Annotated in this window: 19 protein-coding genes; 18 read left to right on the top strand and 1 reads right to left on the bottom strand. The window is 49.9% G+C overall.

Annotated features, from left to right (window positions below; genetic code table 11):
* The 17 genes from TJ79_RS27555 to TJ79_RS08980 all read left to right on the top strand — a co-directional run.
* On the top strand, positions 1 to 279 hold a 279-nt coding region (locus tag TJ79_RS27555), incomplete at its 5' end, for an MBL fold metallo-hydrolase (protein WP_040949952.1).
* Between the two features lie 207 nt (positions 280 to 486).
* A complete protein-coding gene (locus TJ79_RS08905) occupies positions 487 to 1383 on the top strand; it encodes an ABC transporter permease (RefSeq protein ID WP_040949953.1) in 897 nt (298 codons plus the stop codon).
* A 13-nt stretch (positions 1384 to 1396) separates the two neighbouring features.
* Positions 1397 to 2296 (top strand): carbohydrate ABC transporter permease, encoded by a 900-nt coding sequence (locus tag TJ79_RS08910; protein WP_040949954.1) that lies wholly within the window; start codon positions 1397 to 1399, stop codon positions 2294 to 2296.
* A 104-nt stretch (positions 2297 to 2400) separates the two neighbouring features.
* The gene (locus TJ79_RS08915; protein WP_040949955.1) at positions 2401 to 4227 is read left to right on the top strand and encodes a type 2 periplasmic-binding domain-containing protein; all 1827 of its coding nucleotides are present in this window, start codon (positions 2401 to 2403) and stop codon (positions 4225 to 4227) included.
* A 146-nt stretch (positions 4228 to 4373) separates the two neighbouring features.
* On the top strand, positions 4374 to 6128 hold the full coding sequence (locus TJ79_RS08920; RefSeq protein ID WP_052339415.1) for a sensor histidine kinase: 1755 nt from the start codon (positions 4374 to 4376) through the stop codon (positions 6126 to 6128).
* The gene (locus TJ79_RS27135; RefSeq protein ID WP_040949956.1) at positions 6121 to 7524 is read left to right on the top strand and encodes a response regulator; all 1404 of its coding nucleotides are present in this window, start codon (positions 6121 to 6123) and stop codon (positions 7522 to 7524) included. Before TJ79_RS08920 ends, TJ79_RS27135 begins: the two co-directional genes overlap by 8 nt.
* Before the next feature lie 45 nt (positions 7525 to 7569).
* Positions 7570 to 9234, top strand: coding sequence for an extracellular solute-binding protein (locus TJ79_RS08930; protein ID WP_052339416.1), 1665 nt, complete (start codon positions 7570 to 7572; stop codon positions 9232 to 9234).
* A 103-nt stretch (positions 9235 to 9337) separates the two neighbouring features.
* On the top strand, positions 9338 to 9559 hold the full coding sequence (locus TJ79_RS08935; protein ID WP_040949957.1) for a hypothetical protein: 222 nt from the start codon (positions 9338 to 9340) through the stop codon (positions 9557 to 9559).
* A gap of 178 nt (positions 9560 to 9737) precedes the next feature.
* The gene (locus tag TJ79_RS08940; protein ID WP_040949958.1) at positions 9738 to 10115 is read left to right on the top strand and encodes a hypothetical protein; all 378 of its coding nucleotides are present in this window, start codon (positions 9738 to 9740) and stop codon (positions 10113 to 10115) included.
* A 198-nt stretch (positions 10116 to 10313) separates the two neighbouring features.
* Positions 10314 to 10601 (top strand): Asp-tRNA(Asn)/Glu-tRNA(Gln) amidotransferase subunit GatC, encoded by a 288-nt coding sequence (gatC, locus tag TJ79_RS08945; RefSeq protein ID WP_040949959.1) that lies wholly within the window; start codon positions 10314 to 10316, stop codon positions 10599 to 10601.
* Positions 10602 to 10617: 16 nt separating this feature from the next.
* On the top strand, positions 10618 to 12075 hold the full coding sequence (gatA, locus tag TJ79_RS08950) for an Asp-tRNA(Asn)/Glu-tRNA(Gln) amidotransferase subunit GatA (RefSeq protein ID WP_040949960.1): 1458 nt from the start codon (positions 10618 to 10620) through the stop codon (positions 12073 to 12075).
* Between the two features lie 19 nt (positions 12076 to 12094).
* Positions 12095 to 13540: an Asp-tRNA(Asn)/Glu-tRNA(Gln) amidotransferase subunit GatB gene (gene gatB / locus TJ79_RS08955; RefSeq protein ID WP_040949961.1), complete on the top strand. Its 1446-nt coding sequence runs from the start codon at positions 12095 to 12097 to the stop codon at positions 13538 to 13540.
* A gap of 6 nt (positions 13541 to 13546) precedes the next feature.
* Positions 13547 to 14068 (top strand): GNAT family N-acetyltransferase, encoded by a 522-nt coding sequence (locus TJ79_RS08960; protein ID WP_052339417.1) that lies wholly within the window; start codon positions 13547 to 13549, stop codon positions 14066 to 14068.
* 48 nt (positions 14069 to 14116) lie between these two features.
* Positions 14117 to 14776, top strand: a complete 660-nt coding sequence (locus TJ79_RS08965) for an MgtC/SapB family protein (protein ID WP_052339418.1) — start codon at positions 14117 to 14119, stop codon at positions 14774 to 14776.
* A 17-nt stretch (positions 14777 to 14793) separates the two neighbouring features.
* Positions 14794 to 15381, top strand: coding sequence for a hypothetical protein (locus TJ79_RS08970; protein ID WP_052339419.1), 588 nt, complete (start codon positions 14794 to 14796; stop codon positions 15379 to 15381).
* A gap of 167 nt (positions 15382 to 15548) precedes the next feature.
* Complete coding sequence (locus TJ79_RS08975; RefSeq protein ID WP_052339420.1) at positions 15549 to 15929, top strand: Fur family transcriptional regulator; 381 nt, start codon at positions 15549 to 15551, stop codon at positions 15927 to 15929.
* Between the two features lie 252 nt (positions 15930 to 16181).
* Positions 16182 to 17912 (top strand): glycosyl hydrolase family 18 protein, encoded by a 1731-nt coding sequence (locus TJ79_RS08980; RefSeq protein ID WP_040949964.1) that lies wholly within the window; start codon positions 16182 to 16184, stop codon positions 17910 to 17912.
* Positions 17913 to 17986: 74 nt separating this feature from the next.
* On the opposite strand, the gene TJ79_RS08985 is transcribed toward TJ79_RS08980, so the two are convergent.
* Positions 17987 to 18361, bottom strand: a complete 375-nt coding sequence (locus tag TJ79_RS08985; RefSeq protein ID WP_040949965.1) for a DUF2614 family zinc ribbon-containing protein — start codon at positions 18359 to 18361, stop codon at positions 17987 to 17989.
* Between the two features lie 106 nt (positions 18362 to 18467).
* Here TJ79_RS08985 and TJ79_RS26605 point away from each other — a divergent pair, with 106 nt between their 5' ends.
* Positions 18468 to 19364: a nucleotidyltransferase-like protein gene (locus TJ79_RS26605; RefSeq protein ID WP_155987823.1), complete on the top strand. Its 897-nt coding sequence runs from the start codon at positions 18468 to 18470 to the stop codon at positions 19362 to 19364.
* Positions 19365 to 19740: the final 376 nt, after the last annotated feature.

The raw sequence follows: 19740 nt of genomic DNA on the forward strand, positions 1-19740 counted from the left end.
CAGGTTTTGAAACTCCTCGATCAGGAGTTTCGCGTCCTGCATACGCCCGGTCACTCGCCGGGCAGCGTCAGCTTTCTGACGGGCGATCAGCTTTTTGGCGGCGACGTGCTGTTCCGCATGGGCATAGGCCGCACGGACCTATACGGCGGACGGGAAAGCGACCTGCTGAACTCGATCCAAGGCAAGCTGTTCAAATTGGCGGATGGCATCAAGGTTTTCCCCGGCCACGGCGGCAGAACCACCATCGGTTATGAACGGGTGAACAATCCATATCTATAAAATGGCTATGAATTAACGGGCTTCCCGCAAATGGGGAGTCCGTTTTTTGTTGTGAAAATGGTTCACTTTTTCGAGAAAACGGTTCACTTGCTGCCGACCATTCTCCGTGAACGCCGTCTCGTTTTCACTCTCTCGGAATGCGCATACCAGACTACAATGAAAGTGTAAACAAAACAGGCCGCCAAGCCTGTGTGAGGGGGAACGATAATGGCTGCCAAATATAAACTATTCCTCATGGCATTTCCTTTTCTTGTCATTACCTTTATCTTCGCTTACCTGCCCCTTAGCGGGTGGATATACGCCTTTTATGACTATTTTCCCGGCATTCCGCTTTCTGAGACGCCTTACGTCGGCTTCAAATGGTTCAGAACCATCGCTTCCAACCCGATTCAAACGGGTGAGGTGCTGCGGGTATTGAAAAATACGATGGCCATGAGCCTTCTGGGCATCGCAACCTCCATATTTCCCGTTGCCTTCGCTATTCTTCTCTCGGAAGTCAAAAGTGGCAGGTATCGGCGTTTAGTTCAGACCCTAACCACCATCCCCAACTTCATCAGCTGGATTCTCGTATACGCTCTTGCCTTCACCATGTTTGCCGTGGATGGCGGGGTTGTGAATACGGTTTTGATCAAGCTTGGCTTTATCAATGATGGGATCAACTTTCTCGCTTCCACCGATCACGTTTGGCTGACGATGATTGCCTGGTCCACCTGGAAAGGCTTAGGCTGGGGGGCCATCATGTATTTAGCCGCCATCACCGGTATCGATCAGGAGCTGTACGAGGCGGCTGAGGTGGACGGTGCCGGCCGGTTCCGTAAAATCTGGCACATCACCATTCCCGGCTTGATGCCTACCTTCTTCGTGCTTTTGCTCTTGTCCATCGGCAATTTCATCAATAACGGTATGGAGCAGTATTTCGCCTTCCAGAACGCGATGAACAAAGATTCCATCGAGGTGCTGGACCTGTATGTTTACAACATCGCTTTCAGCAATAATTTTCCGTTCGCTACCGCAGTCAGCATGTTGAAGTCCATCGTCAGCGTCATTCTCCTGTTCCTGGCAAATGGCCTATCGAAACTGTTCCGCAACGAATCAATCCTATAGGAGGGGACCGGATATGCTGAAAAAGAAAACCCGCCCGGGCGATCGCGCCTTCGGCTTGATAAACGGCCTTTTCCTTGGTTTGTTTACGCTGACTTGCATCTACCCTTTCTACTATCTGTTTATCAACACCATCAGCAACAATGACCTCAGCACCATGGGGTATATCACCTTTTACCCCCGGGGCATCCATTTTGACAACTACATGCATGTTTTGAAATTGAAAGGACTCAAGCAAGCGGCCATCATCTCGGTTTTACGGACAGTCATCGGCACCTTGTTTACCGTAGGCACTTCCGCTTTTCTCGGTTATCTGTTTACAAAACGGAACATGTGGGGCCGGAAAATATGGTACCGGTATATCGTCGTCACGATGTACTTTAATGCCGGGCTGATCCCTTGGTATATCACGATGCACAATCTGCATCTGACTAACAACTTTTTGGGCTACGTACTGCCGGCTATTATCTCACCGTTCAACATCATTCTTGTGAAAACCTTCGTCGAGTCGATCCCGGCGGCGCTTGAGGAATCGGCTATGCTGGACGGGGCGGGATATATGCGGCTATTCTGGAGCATCATCGTTCCGCTCATCACGCCAATTCTCGCGACGATTACCATCTTCTCGGCGGTCAACCAATGGAATTCCTTCATCGATACCGCCATTTTGGTGACAGATACCAAGCTGTATACGCTGCAATACCTGCTGTACCGCTATTTGAACGAATCGTCTTCCCTCGCCGCTTTGATCAAAAGCAGCCAGGATATGGCATCGATCAACGTGCAGAACATGCAGACACCTACATCCGTGCGGATGACGGTGACGATGATTGTCGTGCTGCCGATACTGTTGGTCTATCCCTTCTTCCAGCGTTTCTTCGTGAAAGGGATTATGATCGGAGCCGTCAAAGGGTGATGGGCTAGGCGCTTATATGCTCCGCCAAGATAAACGGGTTTACCCTCGCATTCTCTTGAAGCGAGGCTGATTATAAAACGAATGGTAAGGGAGGCAATTGGAACATGAGGTTGAAAAAGCTTTTTATTCTATTGCTTGTAACCGTTTTCGCAGTCAGTTTGACGGCTTGCAACAGTGGAGGGAAAAAGGAGGCGTCCAGCAAACCTTCGGCTTCTTCCGCTACGGCATCTACGAAAACTCCGGAAGCGACGGCTGCAGGAGATGCGGCCTTGGATCACTCCGACGAGTTGACTCTGACCGTCTTCTCCACGACGGCGAACTACGCCGGGGAACAAACGGGATGGTTTGCCAAGGTGTTGAAAGACAAGTTCAATATCAAGCTGAATATCATCGCTTCCAACATGGACGGCGGCGACAATAAGATCGCCACGATGATGGCTTCCGGCGATATGGGCGACATCATCGTCTTCGGCGATGACAAGGGACACTATCCCAACGCCATCAAAGGTAAACTGCTGATGGACTTGACGAAAGACGGCCTGTTGGAGAAATACGGCAAGGATATCGTTGCCAAATATCCGAAGGTCATTGAAAAAGCAAAAATCTCATTTGGGAACGGAAGCGCTGTATACGGTATCGGCAATAACGTCGCATCCGGCGATGCAACCGGACCTTCGGAAGGCACAGAGATGACATGGGGACCCGATCTGCGCTGGGATCTCTATCAAAAAGTCGGCGCTCCGGCGATTAATTCGGTGCAAGATTATTTGACGGTTCTGAAGAAAATGCAAGAGCTGGAGCCGAAAAACGAACAAGGCAAGAAAACCTATGCCTTCTCCTTCTGGTCCGACTGGGACGGAAACTACAAGATGACTTTGGCCAAGCAATTCGCCAACATGTTCGGCTACGACGAAATTCCGGATACCGCGGTATATGTAAAGGCCGACGAAGAGAAATACTACGATTTCCTGTCAGATGAAAGCTGGTACATGAAGTCGTTGAAGCTCTATTTTGACGCAAACCAAATGGGTCTTGTCGATCCGGATTCCATTACGCAAAAGTTCGACGACGTCGTCGGCAAATACAAAGACGGCCGCCTGCTTTTCTCCTGGTTCCCATGGCTTGGCGCCGCCAACTACAACACGCCTGAACGCACGGCCGAAGGCAAAGGCTTTGCCCTTGTTCCCTTCAAAGACGAGCTGATGTACTCGACCGGCTTTAACCAATACGGCGGCAACGGCATCATCGCCATCGGCTCGAAAGCGAAGCATCCGGAGCGGATCATGGAATTCATCAACTGGATGTACACCCCGGAAGGCGCCATGATGTCGGCAGGCAGCGGAACCGCCGTTCCCAACGGGCCTAAAGGCTTGACCTGGGATATCAACAGCGAAGGCAAACCCTTCGTCACTGACTTTGGCTGGACGGCTTACCAAGATCAAAAAGGAACAAAGATTCCAGCCGAATACGGCGGAGGCGACTACTACTACGGCCAAAATCAAATGAACTTCTCCTTTGTCATTCCAGGTGCAATCAACCCAGAAACGAAGGAAGCGTATGACCACAATCTGTGGGAAACGACGCTGAAGCGCAACCCGTCGAAACTGGTAAGCGATTGGCGGGAAAAGATGGGCGTGCTCACGGCTAAGGAGTATTTTGTCAAGAACAATGCCCTAGCTGTCGCACCTCAAGGCTTCACCGGTAAAGAACCGCTCACCATGGACAAAACGCTGGAACAGAAGAACAAACAGATCGGTACCATTATTCAACAATATTCCTGGATGATGGTGTTTGCGAAGAACGAGGCCGAGTACAACAAGCTGAAGAAAGATATGCTCGACAAGGTGAAGGGTCTCGGTTATGACGACGTGATGACGTACTCCGTCGAGAAAGCAAAGGAACTGTTTGAAGCAAGAAAGAGCGTGAAATAATCCTTTCGATTTTCCAAGCGGGGCGTCAGGCTTGCGGGTGATCAACCTGTTTGCCTGACGTCCCATCATGGTATAATCGAGACAGCAACCACTAGATTCAGATAAAGCCGGGTTCAAGCCGGGCTGAAATGGAGTAGATGCTGAGCATGGCCGTTCCTTTTATCCGGCGGCGCAACCGAAGCAAAACCAGATCCTTGCGGCAGACTCTCGTTATCTATCTGATGTTGGGGAGCCTGCTTCCCCTTCTATTGGTCGGAACGCTGGCCTATTCCTCCATCTATTCGATTTTGACGGGCAAGATTCAAAAGGGCATCGGCGCAAGCCTGCTGCAGGAAGCGGGCAGCCTGGAGAACACCATCAATAACCTCGATTTCGCCTCGAAGCAGTTTGCCCTGGACGGCCAAATCGTCAAAGAGGTGTCGAACTATCTCCAAGAGCAACAAATCTACGAGAAATCCCAAATGATGACGTCCATCAACGATAAGATGAATTTGGTTAACTTCACCAACCCGTATCTTGGCTTAACTGCTTATGTGCTGCAGGATGCTGGGGATACCGTGCTCGCGACGAATCTGACATTGGACCGCGGCTTCGATATCCGCAGTCTTCCGCCTTTTATCCACTATAATGGAGGCAGCTACTCCGGCCCTCACAACACGCTGTACAGCAACAGCGATAATTTGGTCTTTTCCGAACAGCGGGTCGTTCAGGTAGATGGCAACCACCATTTGGTGATTTACCTGGAGTCCAACTACAATCTATTGGGGAAGCTGTTGAATCAAGACTCCTACGGCATGGATGTCGTCCGTATGCTCGTCAACGAGGATCGAGTCATCACGTACACCGAGGACGATTCCATCCCTGCCAAAATACAAGATGCCGTACGGCACGAAAGCCATGAAGCCCATCAGGAGGTGGGCGGGTATCATTTATTTCGCTACACCAGTCCCCAAGGCTGGGAGCTGGTTACGGCAGTAAAGAACTCTACATACAACAGTGAAATCAATTCCTGGCTGTATAAAATGGCAGCCGTCACTTTGCTGACCCTTCTCTTCGCCGGCCTTTTAGCCTTGCAGATCTGGAAGCAGGTTTATCGGCCGCTGCGCAAGGTCAATACGGAGATCGTGCGGATGACAGAAAACCGGACGGTACCGGTATCCTTTACGCAGGTGGAAGAATTTGATTTCGTTTTGAACAACTTTCAGGAAATGAAGGATCAGGTCAACGGGCTAATCGAAGCGGTCGCGTTTAACGAGAAGCAAAAAAGCCAGTTTGAGATTGAAAAGCTGCTTAGCCAAATCAATCCCCACTTCCTCCATAATACGCTCAATACGGTTCAGTGGCTGGCGCGGATGAACGGCCAGAAGGAGATCGACAAGCTGGTCACTTTGCTGGTTAAAGTTCTTCAATATAATTTAGGCAAACAGAGTCTGATCGTGACGATCCGCGATGAGATCGAAGCTCTCAATCACTATATGGAGCTGCAGCGGATTCGCTATGATTATGAATTTGAATATCATTTGGCAGCCGATGAAGATCTTTGGGCGGTTGCCGTCCCGCGGTTTTTGCTGCAACCCTTGGTGGAAAACGCCATTTACCACGGCATGAGCGGCAGAAACGGAAGAATTGACATTCGCATCGAGCAAGCAGGCGAGGACAGGGTGCACTTGTGCGTGGAAGACAACGGAGCCGGTTTGAACGCTGCGGAAATGGAACGCCTGTTGTCCGATCAGGAAGGCTCAAGCCGCCGGGGACTCGGCATTGGATTGTCCTATGTCAACCGGATGCTGCGGACTTATTACGGGGATGACATGCAATTCCGCATCGAAAGCGAACCGGGCGCCGGAACGAGGATTTCCATTGAAATTCCGCGGAAAGCGAGGGAGGATTTCGGTGATTAGAGCCATTGTAGTTGACGATGAAAAACTGGTGAGAAAAGGCTTTATATCGATGATCGACTGGTCCTCTTACGGAATTGCCATCGTCGGTGACTGCGGTGATGGGGAATCAGCTCTGGAACTGCTTGGGCAGGTAGAGGCTGATTTGCTGTTTGCCGATATCACGATGCCCGGAATGTCCGGTTTCGACCTGATCAAGCAGGTAAGGAAACGGTTTCCCCATATGCGTTCCGTCGTATTGACCTGCCATCATGAATTTGATTATGTGCAGGAGGCTTTGCGTCTCGGTGCTATCGATTATATTGTGAAAACGCTGCTGGAGCTGGACAACGTTGATGAAACGATGCTGCGGATTGTAGAGCGCATCAAGTGGGAAGACAGGGAGCGGCCTACCGTGCAGCAGGAACAGGATGACAAGCGGCTTTCCGCCTCTTCCTGTCTCTTGTTTTATCCTTTGACTGCGGAAGCGGACAGTACCGAGCTGTTTCGCCTTCCCAGCGTCAGGCGGAATCCCTTTATCATCATGGGCGGAGGCGGAGGAATCACGTCCCTTGTCCACGAACCTCCCAAGGATGAACTGCTGAAGGAAATCGCATGTTTGCCTCGGATGCACTGGCAAGCTGCGCTTTTGTTCGGCGCGGCGGAAGAACCGCTGGATGATGTTTTGCACACGCTAGGAGCAACTTTGGCTCAAGAAATGTATTATGCCGGCACAAATGACGAGCTCCCGCAGCTTTCCTATGCCGAGTTGGCGAGCAAGCTCGTTTCAGTTCCTTTTCCGAATCGAGAAAAAGTGGATCTTGAATTGAATTTCGACCTCAGATGGGCGTTTCATTGCAATGATTGGGATCGGCTGGTCAAGACGGTGGAACAGCATCGTCCGACTCCGGGGTTTATTCACCATTTTGCGCAAACGATTTTCAGTGAATGGAACGGCCTTTTATATCGGCAGGAAGATGCGGCGGGGCTTGTCGCTGATCTTGCCGGCTGCCGCAACTGGTTCAGCCTGAAGGCTGTCTTGAGGCGCTTTGCAGATTTGGCGCAGCGGCGCATGGTGGAGCTTGGCTTCACCAAGGAAGTGATGGTTTGCTTAATACGGGGAAGCCGGTATATGAAGCGGTATGCGGGAGAAAAGATCAACCAGGGCGATGTGGCCGCCTATGTCAATATGAGCCGGGGGTATTTCAGCCAATGTTTCTTGAAATTTGCCGGCGTGTCATTCGGCGACACCTTGCGACGGCTGCGCATTGAACGGGCGAAAGATCTGCTCCTGGATACGGCCGTTCCGGTTTATGAAATCGCCTTCATGGCGGGATTCGAAGATGAGCGTTACTTTAGCAAGTTGTTTCGGGAGCGGGTCGGCAAACTTCCTTCGGAATTTCGGGCAGACCGGGGATAAGAGAGGAGGATATGCTGCAAGAATCAGAAAGGGGGGGGACATAACGTGAAAAAGAAAATGATGGCGTTAACCCTTGGCAGTATCCTCATTTTTAGCGGGTGCAGCGGAGGGATAGGAAAACCGCATTCTTCTGCCGGTCCGAATAACGACGAGGAATGGGCCTACGGCAAAATGGATACCCCGTTAACCTTGCGTGTTGGCTTTCTCATACCGGATGCAAAGCTGACCAGCGGAGATACCAATGACAATAATCCCGTTACCCGCTACTTGGAGAGCCTGACTAATATCAAGGTGGTTCACAACTGGGAGGCGAAGGGCGATGATGCCTTTTGGCAAAAGGTAGACATGGCCATCGCCAGCAACGATTTGCCGGATGCGATGGTCGTGGACCGCAATCAACTGCGCAAGTTGATTGATGGGGACATGGTGGAGGATTTGACCGACGTCTTCGCCAAGTATGGTTCTTCGCTGATCAAAGATATGTACGATTCGACGGATGGCGTTGCCGTTCAGGATGCTTCCCGGAATGGCAGAATGTTTGGTTTGCCCAATGTAGCCATTGAGGCGGACGCTCCATCGCTTTTGTGGATTCGTCAGGATTGGCTTGATAAATTGGGCCTTGAGCCACCTAAAACCATCGGAGAGCTGGAGCAGGTTGCCCGGGCTTTTATCGAAAGGGATCCCGATGGGGACGGAAAACGCGATACCGTGGGGCTTACCAGCTACAAGCGGTTGGTATACGGGGGGAAACCGGCCGTTGGCGGATTGGATACGCTGTTCAGCGCATTTCACGCTTTTCCGAAGAATTGGATTCGGGGAGATGACGGTTCCATCCAATATGGCTCGATCATGGAAGAGAATAAATCCGTTCTGTATCTATTATCCGACTGGTATAAAAAAGGCTTGATCGACAAGCAGTTTGCTCTCTACAATGATGCGGCGGATCCCATTATCGCCAATAAATGCGGGCTGTTTTTCGGTCCCTGGTGGATGCCCTATTGGCCTTTGTCCGAGGCGGTTGCGGCGGATACCAAAGCCGAATGGCGGGCATTTGCTTTTCCCCTGGATGCGGACGGAAAATTTGTCACTCATTCCGCTCCTGTTACCGATCGCTATTTGGTTGTCCGAAAAGGCTACAAACATCCCGAAGCGGTGGTCAAGCTTTTGAACGCCTTTACCCGTTATGAACGGCGGCAGGATCCTAATGCGGCAGAGGTCCGCAAGCTGGATAATTTCGTTGCTGAAACTGGTATTCAGCCGCGGGCTTATTATCCCTTCGATCTTCTGATCGATTATGCCGACGCCATCCAAAAAAGATATAGCGAAATGCAGAAGGCATTTCGGGGTGAAGTAAGTCCCGATACGCTGGATCCCGGTACCCGGCAGCTTTATGATTACACGATAGCGGAGAATGAAAGTCCAAAGAAAAATCTGGACGGCTGGAAAACGGCGAAATCCTATGAATACGGAGTTCAAGCTCTCGTATCGGCGAATATGGTCGTGGTGGATCCTGTTTTTTACGGGTCTACCCCATCGATGGAGAAGGATTGGAAAGCGCTGCAGCAGTTGGAAAATGAAACCTATCTGAATATTATTGTCGGTGACCAGCCCGTCAGCGCTTTTGACGATTTCGTAAAAAAGTGGAAGGAAGGCGGCGGGGACCGGATTACTCAGGAGGTCACTGATGCTGTCCGGGATGCGCAGAAATAGGTTGAGGCAGTCGGGGTAAGAATGTTATATCTTGGGAAGCTGTTTCATCCCTCCACTAATCTGTCCAATGTATACTATTGACGATTAATGGAGGTGTTTTCCTATGAAAATGGAAGCCGTAGAGCATGAACTGAAAAATTGGGGCGAACTGATCATCACGACAGCGTCCGGCGAAGTATACGAGATCCACCTGGGTGACACATCTTTTGACACGAAGGGCCGGGTTATTAAACTGACGACGCCAGAGGCGGAATTTCTCATCGATGGCGACGCCGTGGAAAACATCAAGAAACATTATGGTCACCGCTCATCAAGCGGGGCATAATTTCACCTGCTGTAGGAAAGAACTTGTTCATCTATTGGGCATCCCAGTCTCGAAACGGGGGGTTGTCCAGCGGATGGCAAGTTCTTTTTTTGGGGAATGATTTGCGTTTCTCTCAATTATATTTATACTAAAATTAATGATCGTATAGAGAAGAGATTTAGGGTAAGGGGGAACCAACATGCTGCAGTTGGGTCAAAAAATTATAATCATCGGCGATAATCTCGAACAGAATCTGCCGATTGGAGAATATGGTTATATCATCGCTTACGAGCGTAACGCGGACAACGTCTTCGATTACGTCGTGCGGATTCCCAAGACGAACCGCCACGTTTTCGTCACGGTGGAGGATATCGAAGTGGAGGAAGTCCTTTTCGCTCAGGAAGCGGATCGCATTGAGAGGGAAGCGTTGATCGACTTCGCGCTTGCGACGAAAAACGAGGATTTGTTTAAACGGGTGATGAACGGGGAGCCGGTAGAAACGCTCCAGGAACCTACCAAGGAAGTGACGAGCCCGGAAGATTTCATCAAGCAGATCAATTTGAAGGCGTGGATTTGAATATTTAGCATTGCAATGTGCAAGCGGAGCGGCTGGATAAGGGCGTTCCGCTTTTTTGCTACATCAGAAAGTAAATGATTAGTTGCTATCCTTATATAGATAGCCCCTGATTGAGGAAAACCGCGCTCTAGGCTATAATGAAAAACATGAATTTGCAGCTTGCCAAGCAGGCTGACGGTGGAAAGAGAGGCAAATGGAATGAGCATAACGGTTGGACAAGTCGAGCATGTAGCCAATTTGGCGCGTCTATCGCTGAGCGTTGAAGAGAAAGAGAAGTTTACCGGGCAACTGAATGCCATCTTGCAGTATGCCGAGCAATTGAACGGGCTGGATACCGATCACATCGAACCGACCAGTCATGCGATTCCTCTCTTTAATGTCATGAGGGAAGATGAGGTTCGGCCGTCTCTTCCTATCGAGGCCGTTCTGCTTAATGCACCTGATGAGGAAGACGGACAAATCAAAGTACCTGCGGTACTGGAATAGCGAAAGGGGATTCGGCATGGCGTTGTTTGAACGATCGATTCGAGAACTGCAAAATGGATTGACCGGCGGAGAGTTCCGCGTGCAGGATTTGGTGGAAGAATCCCTTGGGCGCATCGGACAAGTGGATGGTAAAGTCCGTGCATTCCTAAATGTTTATGGGGCAGAAGCACGGGAAACGGCCCGGGTGCTGGACGACGAGCTGCAAAAAGGCGGCGACCGGGGTCTGTTGTTCGGTTTGCCTGCAGGGCTTAAGGATAACATGAACGCGACGGGAACGCTGACGACCTGCGCCAGCAAGTTCCTGGCCAACTATACATCCGTGTTTGATGCGACGGCGGTGAAGAAAATCAAATCCGCTGGGTCCGTCATCATCGGCAAACTGAATATGGACGAATTCGCCATGGGCGGTTCCAACGAAAATTCCGGCTTCCATCCGGTTTATAATCCTTGGAACACCGAATACGTACCCGGCGGTTCCAGCGGCGGTTCCGCTGCGGCTGTGGCGGCAGGGGAAGTTTATTATGCCCTCGGTTCCGATACCGGCGGTTCTATCCGCCAACCGGCAGCTTATTGCGGTGTCGTCGGCTTAAAACCGACCTACGGTCTTGTCTCCCGCTTCGGTTTGGTGGCGTTCGCTTCTTCTTTGGATCAGATCGGTCCCGTAACCAAAAACGTCGAAGACAGCGCCTACGTGCTCCAGGCCATCGTCGGTAACGATCCGCAGGATTCCACGTCGCTCAAGACGGACGTTCCCGATTACATAAGCGCATTGACAGGGGATATTAAAGGTCTCCGCGTCGCCGTTCCGAAGGAATATATGGGCGAAGGCGTGCAAGCGGAAGTGAGAGAAACGGTTCAAGCCGCTCTGAAAAAGCTGGAGAGCTTGGGCGCCGTCATCGAAGAGGTTTCTCTTCCTCACACCGAGTACGCAGTTGCGACTTACTATTTGCTCGCATCCTCTGAAGCATCCTCCAACCTGTCCCGTTTTGACGGCGTCCGTTACGGTGTCCGTTCGGACAAAGCGGAAAACCTGCTGGATGTCTATCGGTTATCACGGAGTGAAGGCTTCGGCGAGGAAGTCAAGAGACGCATCATGCTGGGTACCTACGCCCTCAGCTCCGGCTACTATGATGCTTATTATTTGAAGGCGCAAAAAGTACGCACCCTGATCAAGAACGATTTTGACAAGGTGTTCGAGAAGTACGACGTCATCGTCGGTCCGACGGCTCCGACCCCGGCTTTCAAAATCGGCGAGCAGGTCGACAATCCTCTGACCATGTACTTGAACGACATTTTGACGATACCGGTCAATCTGGCCGGAATCCCCGCCGTCAGCATTCCTTGCGGCCAAGTAAACGGCCTGCCTGTCGGTTTGCAAATTATCGGCAAAGCATTGGACGAAACAACTGTCCTGCGCGTGGCTCACGCTTACGAACAGAACACAGACCATCATTTGAAGCGCCCGGCGCTGTAAGGAAGGGGAGATAAAAGAGATGACTCAGAGTACACAAACCTATGAAACTGTCGTTGGACTTGAGGTTCACGTCGAGCTCCATACGAAATCGAAAGTGTTCTGCGGCTGCTCCACTTCCTTCGGCGCACCGCCCAATACTCATACTTGTCCGGTTTGCCTCGGCTATCCCGGTGTCCTTCCGGTTCTGAACCGTCAAGCATTGGAATACGCGATGAAAGCGGCACTCGCCCTTAATTGCACCATCGCCGAAGAGACTGCTTTTGACCGGAAAAACTATTTTTACCCGGATTCCCCAAAAGCTTATCAAATTTCCCAATTGTACAAGCCTGTTGGCGTAAATGGCTGGGTTGAAATCGAAGTGGACGGAGAGACGAAGCGCATCGGCATCAAGCAGCTGCACCTGGAAGAGGATGCGGGCAAGCTGTCTCACGCTGAAGGCGGTTATGCGTCCTTGGTGGACTTCAACCGCGTAGGTACGCCGCTGATCGAGATCGTTTCCGATCCTGATTTGCGCTCTCCCGAGGAAGTGTTGATCTATCTGGAAAAAATCAGAGCGATCATGCAATACTGCGACGTTTCGGACGTGAAAATGGAGGAAGGCTCCCTTCGCTGGGATGCCAACATCAGCCTGCGTCCCTTCGGCCAGGAAACCTATGGCACCCGTACCGAATTGAAAAACATGAACTCCTTCCGCGCCGTACAGAAGGCGTTGGAATATGAACAATCCCGTCAGGCGGATCTGCTGGACAGGGGAGAAGCCGTGGTGCAGGAAACCATCCGTTGGGATGAAGTGTCCGGCCGTACCTTATCCATGCGCAGCAAAGAGGAAGCTCATGATTACCGCTATTTCCCCGATCCGGACCTCGTTGCTGTGAAAATCGATGAAGACTGGAAGGAAGCCGTTCGGGCGACGATACCGGAGCTGCCCGACCAGCGCAAAGTCCGTTACGCGGCGGAGTATGGCCTGCCCGCCTATGATGCCGGCGTCATCACTTCCTCCAAAAAGCTGGCGGATTTCTTCGAAGAAAGCTTGAACTATACGAAGGATGCGAAAGCCGTTTCCAACTGGATCATGGGCGACCTTCTCGGTTACTTGAACCAGAACGGGCTTGAATTTGGCGACGTTCCCCTCACCGGCAAAAGCATGGGAGAAATGATCGGCCTTTTGGAAAAAGGGACGATCAGCAGCAAAATCGCCAAAACCGTGTTCAAAGCGATGCTGGAAACGGGCAAAGGCCCGCAAACCATTGTGGAAGAGCAGGGGCTTGTGCAAATCAGCGATGAAGGGGCGATCCGCGCCATTGTCGAGCAGGTGGTTGCAGCCAATCCCCAATCGGTAGCCGATTATCGCGCCGGCAAAGAGAAAGCCATCGGCTTCCTTGTAGGGCAAGTGATGAAGGAATCGAAAGGCAAGGCCAATCCGGGGCTTGCCAATAAGCTGATTTTGGAATGTTTGAACGGGTAGACGAATATGATACGCAAAATCGACTTTTCCGAAAACGTGGCAGCGCTGCAGGTACTTTCCCTGCAGCTTGCTTCATATCAGGCAGAAGCGGCGGTTATCGGCTTCTCTGACTTCCCTCCGCTTAAGGATTCCATCGAATCGCTGCGTCGTTCGGAGGAAACCTTTATTGGCTGGTTTGAGACGCAAGAGTCAGATCAGCAGGGAGATCCGGGAGAGTCGGGAAACGGCGGAAGCAATGCCGAAGAATTAGCCGGTTGTGTCGCTTATCGACGAAACGGTAAAACGGTTGAAATTAGCCGTATGATGGTACATCCGCGTCATTTTCGCCGGAAAATTGCTGACCGCCTGCTTGATTACCTGGCGGAGAGCGAAAAAACGGCCGAACGCTTTACCGTTTCAGCCGTAACGTCGAATTCACCCGCAGTCGCGCTCTATACGAAGCACGGGTTCCGCAAAAAATCGGAACAAAAATTAGTTGCTGGTTTTTTCCTTGGAGACTATGTTAAGGACACTCGTTGTCTGGAGTAAGGAGGAGGACCTCTGGATCCTTTCATTATCGATTATGCGCATCTCACGATGCGTCTGCTTCTTGCCCTTCTCTTGGGAGGGGCTATTGGCTATGAACGGGAGAGGAACAATCATCCCGCCGGTTTTCGTACGCATATCCTTGTGTGTATGGGCTCCGCGCTGTTGATGTTGATTTCCATGTACGGCTTTAGCGCTTTTTCCGCTGCACCCCACGTAACTATGGATCCTTCCCGCATCGCTTCTCAAGTTATTCCCAGTATCGGTTTTTTGGGCGCGGGTACGATTTTACGGAATGGTTTTAATGTTACAGGATTAACCACCGCCGCTTCTCTCTGGGTTGCCTCAGCCATTGGTTTGGCTGTAGGGGCAGGGTTTTATTTTGGGGCTGTGCTGACGACGGGGCTTATGCTAATTAGTCTGTACATTCTCAACCGGGTCGAGCGAAGGTTTTTCATCGATAAACGGATATACTCTTTAAAAGTAACCGCCATCGACAATCCTGCTGCGTTAGGCGCGGTTTCCGACCTGTTGGAAGCCAATAATGTCTTGGTTCGAAAACTGACGGTTAAGGATGACGTGGGCAGCGATGGTCGCAGCCTGCAAATTTCCCTTACGATCCGGGTGCCCAAGCTGAAAGTGATGCTTGTTGTAGCGGAGAAAATTCGCGGGCTTGACGGCGTTGCCAGCGTCTCATTTGATTCCATATGACCAAGGGAGGCTCCCTCATGCCGCCGAATCCATCCGCGGGGGGTTCAAAAAGTAAAACAATCATTGCCGCTATTTTGGCATTTCTCATACCGGGGACGGGCCATTTCTTTCTGGGGTATATGCGGAAGGGTATCTTTGTCATGCTTTTGCTCGCTTTGGATATCGCTGCTATTCCTCACTTCTATTTAAGCGGAAACAATCCGAACATTCCTTTGATTGTTTTGTTTTCCTGTCTTATTCCGGTCATTTATTTCTATAACATCTTCGACGCCGTGCATCTTGGCCGTAAAGATAGTCTCGCAGGAAATCATGCAGGGAAGATGGCTTTTGGAAGTGCGGATGCGAATGAGTCTGTTCGCGGAGAACCGATACAGCATTCGAAAGATGATCATACAGCGGAGGGTCAATGGGCGGGAGAAGGGCGAAAAGCGTCGTCGCTGCTTACCGGAATTTTGTTGATTCTTGCCGGGGGTTATTTCATTCTGAAATCCAAAAAACCGGAGCTGTTGGAATGGATAAGGTATGTAGACCGTACATATATTGGTGCGGCTTTACTGATAGGGACGGGATGTGTCCTGTATTTTGTGGACATTCGGCGAAAATAAAATGCTTATCATAAAATAATCACTTTTTGGTACAACAAGCTTCATTGACAAATTCGACATTATCTATCTACAATAAAAGTAAGATTGTAACATATTTAACGGCGGTGAGCAAAGTGGAACATCGATTTGAACAAGCATTGGATAAGTTGAAAACAACCGGAGTGCGAATGACACCCCAACGTCACGCCATCCTGTCGTACTTGCTTGATTCCGTGGCCCATCCTACGGCTGATGAGATTTATAAAGCGTTGGTGACCCGTTTTCCAAGTATGAGCGTGGCGACGGTCTATAATAATTTGCGGGTATTTATCGAGTCCGGACTCGTAAAAGAACTCTCTTACGGAGATTCGTCCAGCCGTTTTGACGCGGACGTGTCCACTCATTACCATGCCCAATGTACGAACTGCGGGAAAATAGTCGATTTTAATTACCCTGTTCTCGGCGATGTTGAAGCTGCTGCTGCCGAAGAAACGGGCTTCCAAGTGGAAGGACTGCGTCTGGAGGTCTACGGGACCTGTCCTGAATGCTCCCGCACCTTGAAGCATTAATCCACGGGGCATTACGCAACAAAATCATTTGTTGCACGAACACATGAGACGCGCCTGAAGTTTCTGACGGAAGCTGGAGGGAGCGTCTTTCTTTTTGTTTTCATTTTTTTTAACGTTACAGAATGTTTAAGTTTGCTAAAGTAATAATGAACGAAAACATTCTGTACCAAGAAACCTACCTCTGAAACGCGGTCGCTCATCTTTGTAAAGTTTCGATAGAGGTTTTCTTATACCGGTTAAAGGAAGTGAAGCATGGCAAACCGATCGGTGCGCCTTAGTTGGCGTCTGTTTCTGCTGCTTGTCTTTTGTTTTGTTACGGGGATCGCCGCAAGCTTGTATATCCAGCACATTCTACCGAGCAACGACCGTTTGCCGCCGGATTATCATGGCGTAGCCAAGCCGATTTTTTTCGATGGCCATTATACGGGTATCGGAGCTTCCGGGGAAAAATCGGACTTGGCTCTGCCTCTCGTCTTTTTACAAGAATATATCGATAATACCATTCAATATGAAAAAGATTCGGGAGCCGTCATCATTACGACTCCGCAATATGTATTGCTTCTGAAACCGAATGAGCGCGAAGCGATGGTCAATGACCGCAAAGTCGCGCTAAAGACACCAGTTACCAAAAATGGAGCGACTCTCTACATTCCCGTTGATATTTTGAATCAATATGTCTATTCACTGGATATTTTGGAATCGGAAGAGACAGGAGCCGTCATCGTGCGGCAAGGAGGGGACAACCTCCGCTGGGGAGTCGGCAAGCCCGATGTCAAAGTCCCGGAAACCGTCTATTCCGTACGTTCGGAGCCGTCTATAAAAGCGCCGATTCGCGGAGATCTTGTACAAGGGGAATCTGCCCTTATATGGGGAGAGGAAGGGGACTGGTACAGCGTACAGCAAGTAGATGGAACGTTAGGATTTATCCAAAAGAAAGATTTTACACCGGAACGGACTGAGATCATTAAGAGCGCGGGCAGGCCAGCGGCTTTCACTGCATGGAAACCTGTGGGCAGCCGAATCAATCTCACCTGGCAACAGGTGTATAACAAGAAGCATCCGCTGACGGACGGTATTCCGGAGATGCCTGGACTTAACGTTTTCAGCCCCCAGTGGTTCAATTTGGAGGACAGTGAGGGGCATGTGGCGAGCCAGGCGGCAGCCGATTTTGCCGATTGGGTGCGTGGACGCGGCTATCAATTGTGGCCGATTTTCAATAACGGTTTCGATCCGGACCGCACTCACGTAGCCTTGTCCACTTATGAATTGCGGATGACAATGATTCGTCAGTTGTTAGCCTACGCGAAAACCTACCAACTTCATGGGATCAATATAGACTTCGAAAATGTATATCTGAAGGACAAGGAAAACATGGTCCAGTTTATAAGGGAGATGGCTCCTATGCTCCATGAGCAGGGAATCACCTTGTCCATTGATGTGACGGTTAAAGCTTCTTCCGAAACATACTCTTTATTTATGGACCGAAAAGCAGTCGCCCAATCCGTCGATTACATGATTGTGATGGGCTATGACGAGCATTGGGCCAGCAGCCCGGAAGCAGGCTCTGTAGCATCGTTGCCGTGGGTCGAGAATGGAATCGCGCGGATTATACAGGAGGACGAGGTACCGCCGGAGAAGCTGATTTTAGGCGTTCCCTTTTATACACGGATCTGGAGTGAGGGAACGAAAGACGGAAAGACCATTGTTACTTCCCAAACCGCCAAAATGTCTTCCGTTCAGCAAATCATCCAGGACAATAAACTGACGCCAGAGCTCGATGAAGCGAGCGGTCAACATTACGTTCAGTACCAAGAAGACGGCAAGACGAAGAAAATCTGGATCGAAGATGCGTTTTCCATGCAAAAAAGATTGGATCTCATCACGAAATACGATCTTGGCGGCGTCGCTTCCTGGAGCCGCAGCATGGAGACATCCGACATTTGGCCGCTGATGGAAAAGGCTTTACAACTACCGACTCCCTAATATGAAATGAAATGAAAATAGGCCGTTCCCGTAGAGGGACGGCCTGTTTTTATATAGTAATCTTCACCGGTTTATTAAGATTGCACATTATGCTGGATTTGCTCTGTCTTTTCTTGATGGTTACCAGCCACGCTCGGGTCTGTCGTTAAAATCGTTTTGCAAAACATGCAGCGGTCGGTTTTGCCGATCATCTTCGTCGCTTTGCCGCATTCGGGACACTCAAGCACGACGGCGCTGGTGGACATCATCCCGGCCCAGAAATAGATGAACGTACTGGCGAACAGACTGAGCAATCCCAAAACAAAGAAAACGCCCGCTAGTATCCGCCCTGCCTCACCCCATGGAAAAACAATTCCGGCGAGTCCGATGATCATGATCAGCATTCCGCCAAGGGCAAGCACCAGGCCCCACAAACGGAACTCATTGACCTTGCTTGATTTAAGTCGCATGGGTCGCGCTCCTTTTCAAGAAAATAATGATGCCCGAACAAACGGTCGCTATGCAGGAAACCGGTTATTTTTGTAGAAATGGTTAACAGGAAAGAAGGGAAGCAAGATGTCAATTGGAATGAATCGTTCACGGTCGGAATTGGTGGCATCACTGAGCGGAGAAGATGTAATCGGCATTGTTGCTTATGAGAAAGATGCGCATTTCAGTACGTTGACCGATTATTTCGACCTTATGCTGCTGGTGGTGATTGAGTCTGTCGACACTGGCATCAGCCTATCTCATTATATAAAAGACCATTGCAGGATACAAGAAATTCGCTTATCGAAGAACCGGCTGACAATGGAAATGGATAAGGGCACTAATCATGAGCTCTTGGGTTGGGCGACCAAAGGGGAGATCCTCTTGGATAAGGATGCTTATTTAGGCAAGCTGCGTCTTGAATGGGACGAATTGACGACTGAGATGCAGGAACGGATGCTTTTAGCGGAGTTTTCAATCTTTCTCCGGAAGTATCTGCAAAGCAAGGAATATGAGCGCACCCATCTTCTTCTGGACGCGTACCGTTATCTATTGGAAGCCCTTTATCATTGGGCGCGGCTGGTGATAATCGAATCAGGAGCCTATCCCGGGATATCGGTGTGGGAACAAGTTAAGCCGATCAATTTAGGTGTTTATAAGCTTTATGAAGAACTAACCACGAGCAGCGAGTCTTTGTTGAAGCGCGTGCAGTTGGTTCATCTGGCATGCGAATTTTCGGTTGTATCGAAAATGGAGGAAAGCTGCAGGGCATTGCTCAAGCTGTTGGAGAAGAGTGGCGCTATAGGCATTCGTGAGATTTATGAAGGGCTGGGCTTACACGACGCCGAAATTAACCTCTCCCTTATTTTGGACAAACTGCTAGGCAAGGAACTTATAGAAGAAGTTATCGTACCTGCGGGTGAGGATAAAACGCTTTTAACCCTCAAATACAAGCATAAGGAACATGCTGGAAGACGTGCATGAATCTCGATAAAAAGTGTAAAACTAATACAGACTTTACATTATAATCATTGGCGAAAGCCATTGGTTATTTTTATTGTATATAAAGTATTGACTTGGGCAAATGGTCTGTGGTACATTAGTTTTCGCCGCTTCGAGCGGCATGGTGAAAAACCTCCTGAACCTGCATCTCTAACCGATTGAAAAAAAGAAATTAAAAATTAGGGCTTGCAATCAGGTAGGCAAATGTGATATATTAATCAAGTCGCCGCTGAAAAGCGAACGACGAAAAAGAAACAAAAAAGCATCAAAAAAAAGCAACACTTGGTCCTTTGAAAACTGAACATCGAGTGAGTAAGACGATGAGGAAACTCATCAAAACGATGATCAATGATCATCA

Origin of the sequence: Gorillibacterium massiliense (genome assembly GCF_000455485.1) — a bacterium.
Taxonomy (GTDB): Bacteria; Bacillota; Bacilli; order Paenibacillales; family NBRC-103111; genus Gorillibacterium; species Gorillibacterium massiliense.

What these genes read in the sequence shown, in the direction of transcription:
- TJ79_RS08915 (WP_040949955.1), top strand. Translation starts at nt 2,401, where the DNA reads ATGAGGTTGAAAAAGCTTTTTATTCTATTGCTTGTAACCGTTTTCGCA.
- TJ79_RS08940 (WP_040949958.1), top strand. Translation starts at nt 9,738, where the DNA reads ATGCTGCAGTTGGGTCAAAAAATTATAATCATCGGCGATAATCTCGAA.
- TJ79_RS08970 (WP_052339419.1), top strand. Translation starts at nt 14,794, where the DNA reads ATGCCGCCGAATCCATCCGCGGGGGGTTCAAAAAGTAAAACAATCATT.
- gatC (WP_040949959.1), top strand. Translation starts at nt 10,314, where the DNA reads ATGAGCATAACGGTTGGACAAGTCGAGCATGTAGCCAATTTGGCGCGT.
- TJ79_RS26605 (WP_155987823.1), top strand. Translation starts at nt 18,468, where the DNA reads ATGTCAATTGGAATGAATCGTTCACGGTCGGAATTGGTGGCATCACTG.
- TJ79_RS08960 (WP_052339417.1), top strand. Translation starts at nt 13,547, where the DNA reads ATGATACGCAAAATCGACTTTTCCGAAAACGTGGCAGCGCTGCAGGTA.
- TJ79_RS08910 (WP_040949954.1), top strand. Translation starts at nt 1,397, where the DNA reads ATGCTGAAAAAGAAAACCCGCCCGGGCGATCGCGCCTTCGGCTTGATA.
- TJ79_RS08935 (WP_040949957.1), top strand. Translation starts at nt 9,338, where the DNA reads ATGAAAATGGAAGCCGTAGAGCATGAACTGAAAAATTGGGGCGAACTG.
- gatA (WP_040949960.1), top strand. Translation starts at nt 10,618, where the DNA reads ATGGCGTTGTTTGAACGATCGATTCGAGAACTGCAAAATGGATTGACC.
- TJ79_RS08985 (WP_040949965.1), bottom strand. Translation starts at nt 18,361, where the DNA reads ATGCGACTTAAATCAAGCAAGGTCAATGAGTTCCGTTTGTGGGGCCTG.
- TJ79_RS08965 (WP_052339418.1), top strand. Translation starts at nt 14,117, where the DNA reads ATGCGTCTGCTTCTTGCCCTTCTCTTGGGAGGGGCTATTGGCTATGAA.
- TJ79_RS08905 (WP_040949953.1), top strand. Translation starts at nt 487, where the DNA reads ATGGCTGCCAAATATAAACTATTCCTCATGGCATTTCCTTTTCTTGTC.
- TJ79_RS08980 (WP_040949964.1), top strand. Translation starts at nt 16,182, where the DNA reads ATGGCAAACCGATCGGTGCGCCTTAGTTGGCGTCTGTTTCTGCTGCTT.
- TJ79_RS08920 (WP_052339415.1), top strand. Translation starts at nt 4,374, where the DNA reads ATGGCCGTTCCTTTTATCCGGCGGCGCAACCGAAGCAAAACCAGATCC.
- TJ79_RS08975 (WP_052339420.1), top strand. Translation starts at nt 15,549, where the DNA reads ATGACACCCCAACGTCACGCCATCCTGTCGTACTTGCTTGATTCCGTG.
- gatB (WP_040949961.1), top strand. Translation starts at nt 12,095, where the DNA reads ATGACTCAGAGTACACAAACCTATGAAACTGTCGTTGGACTTGAGGTT.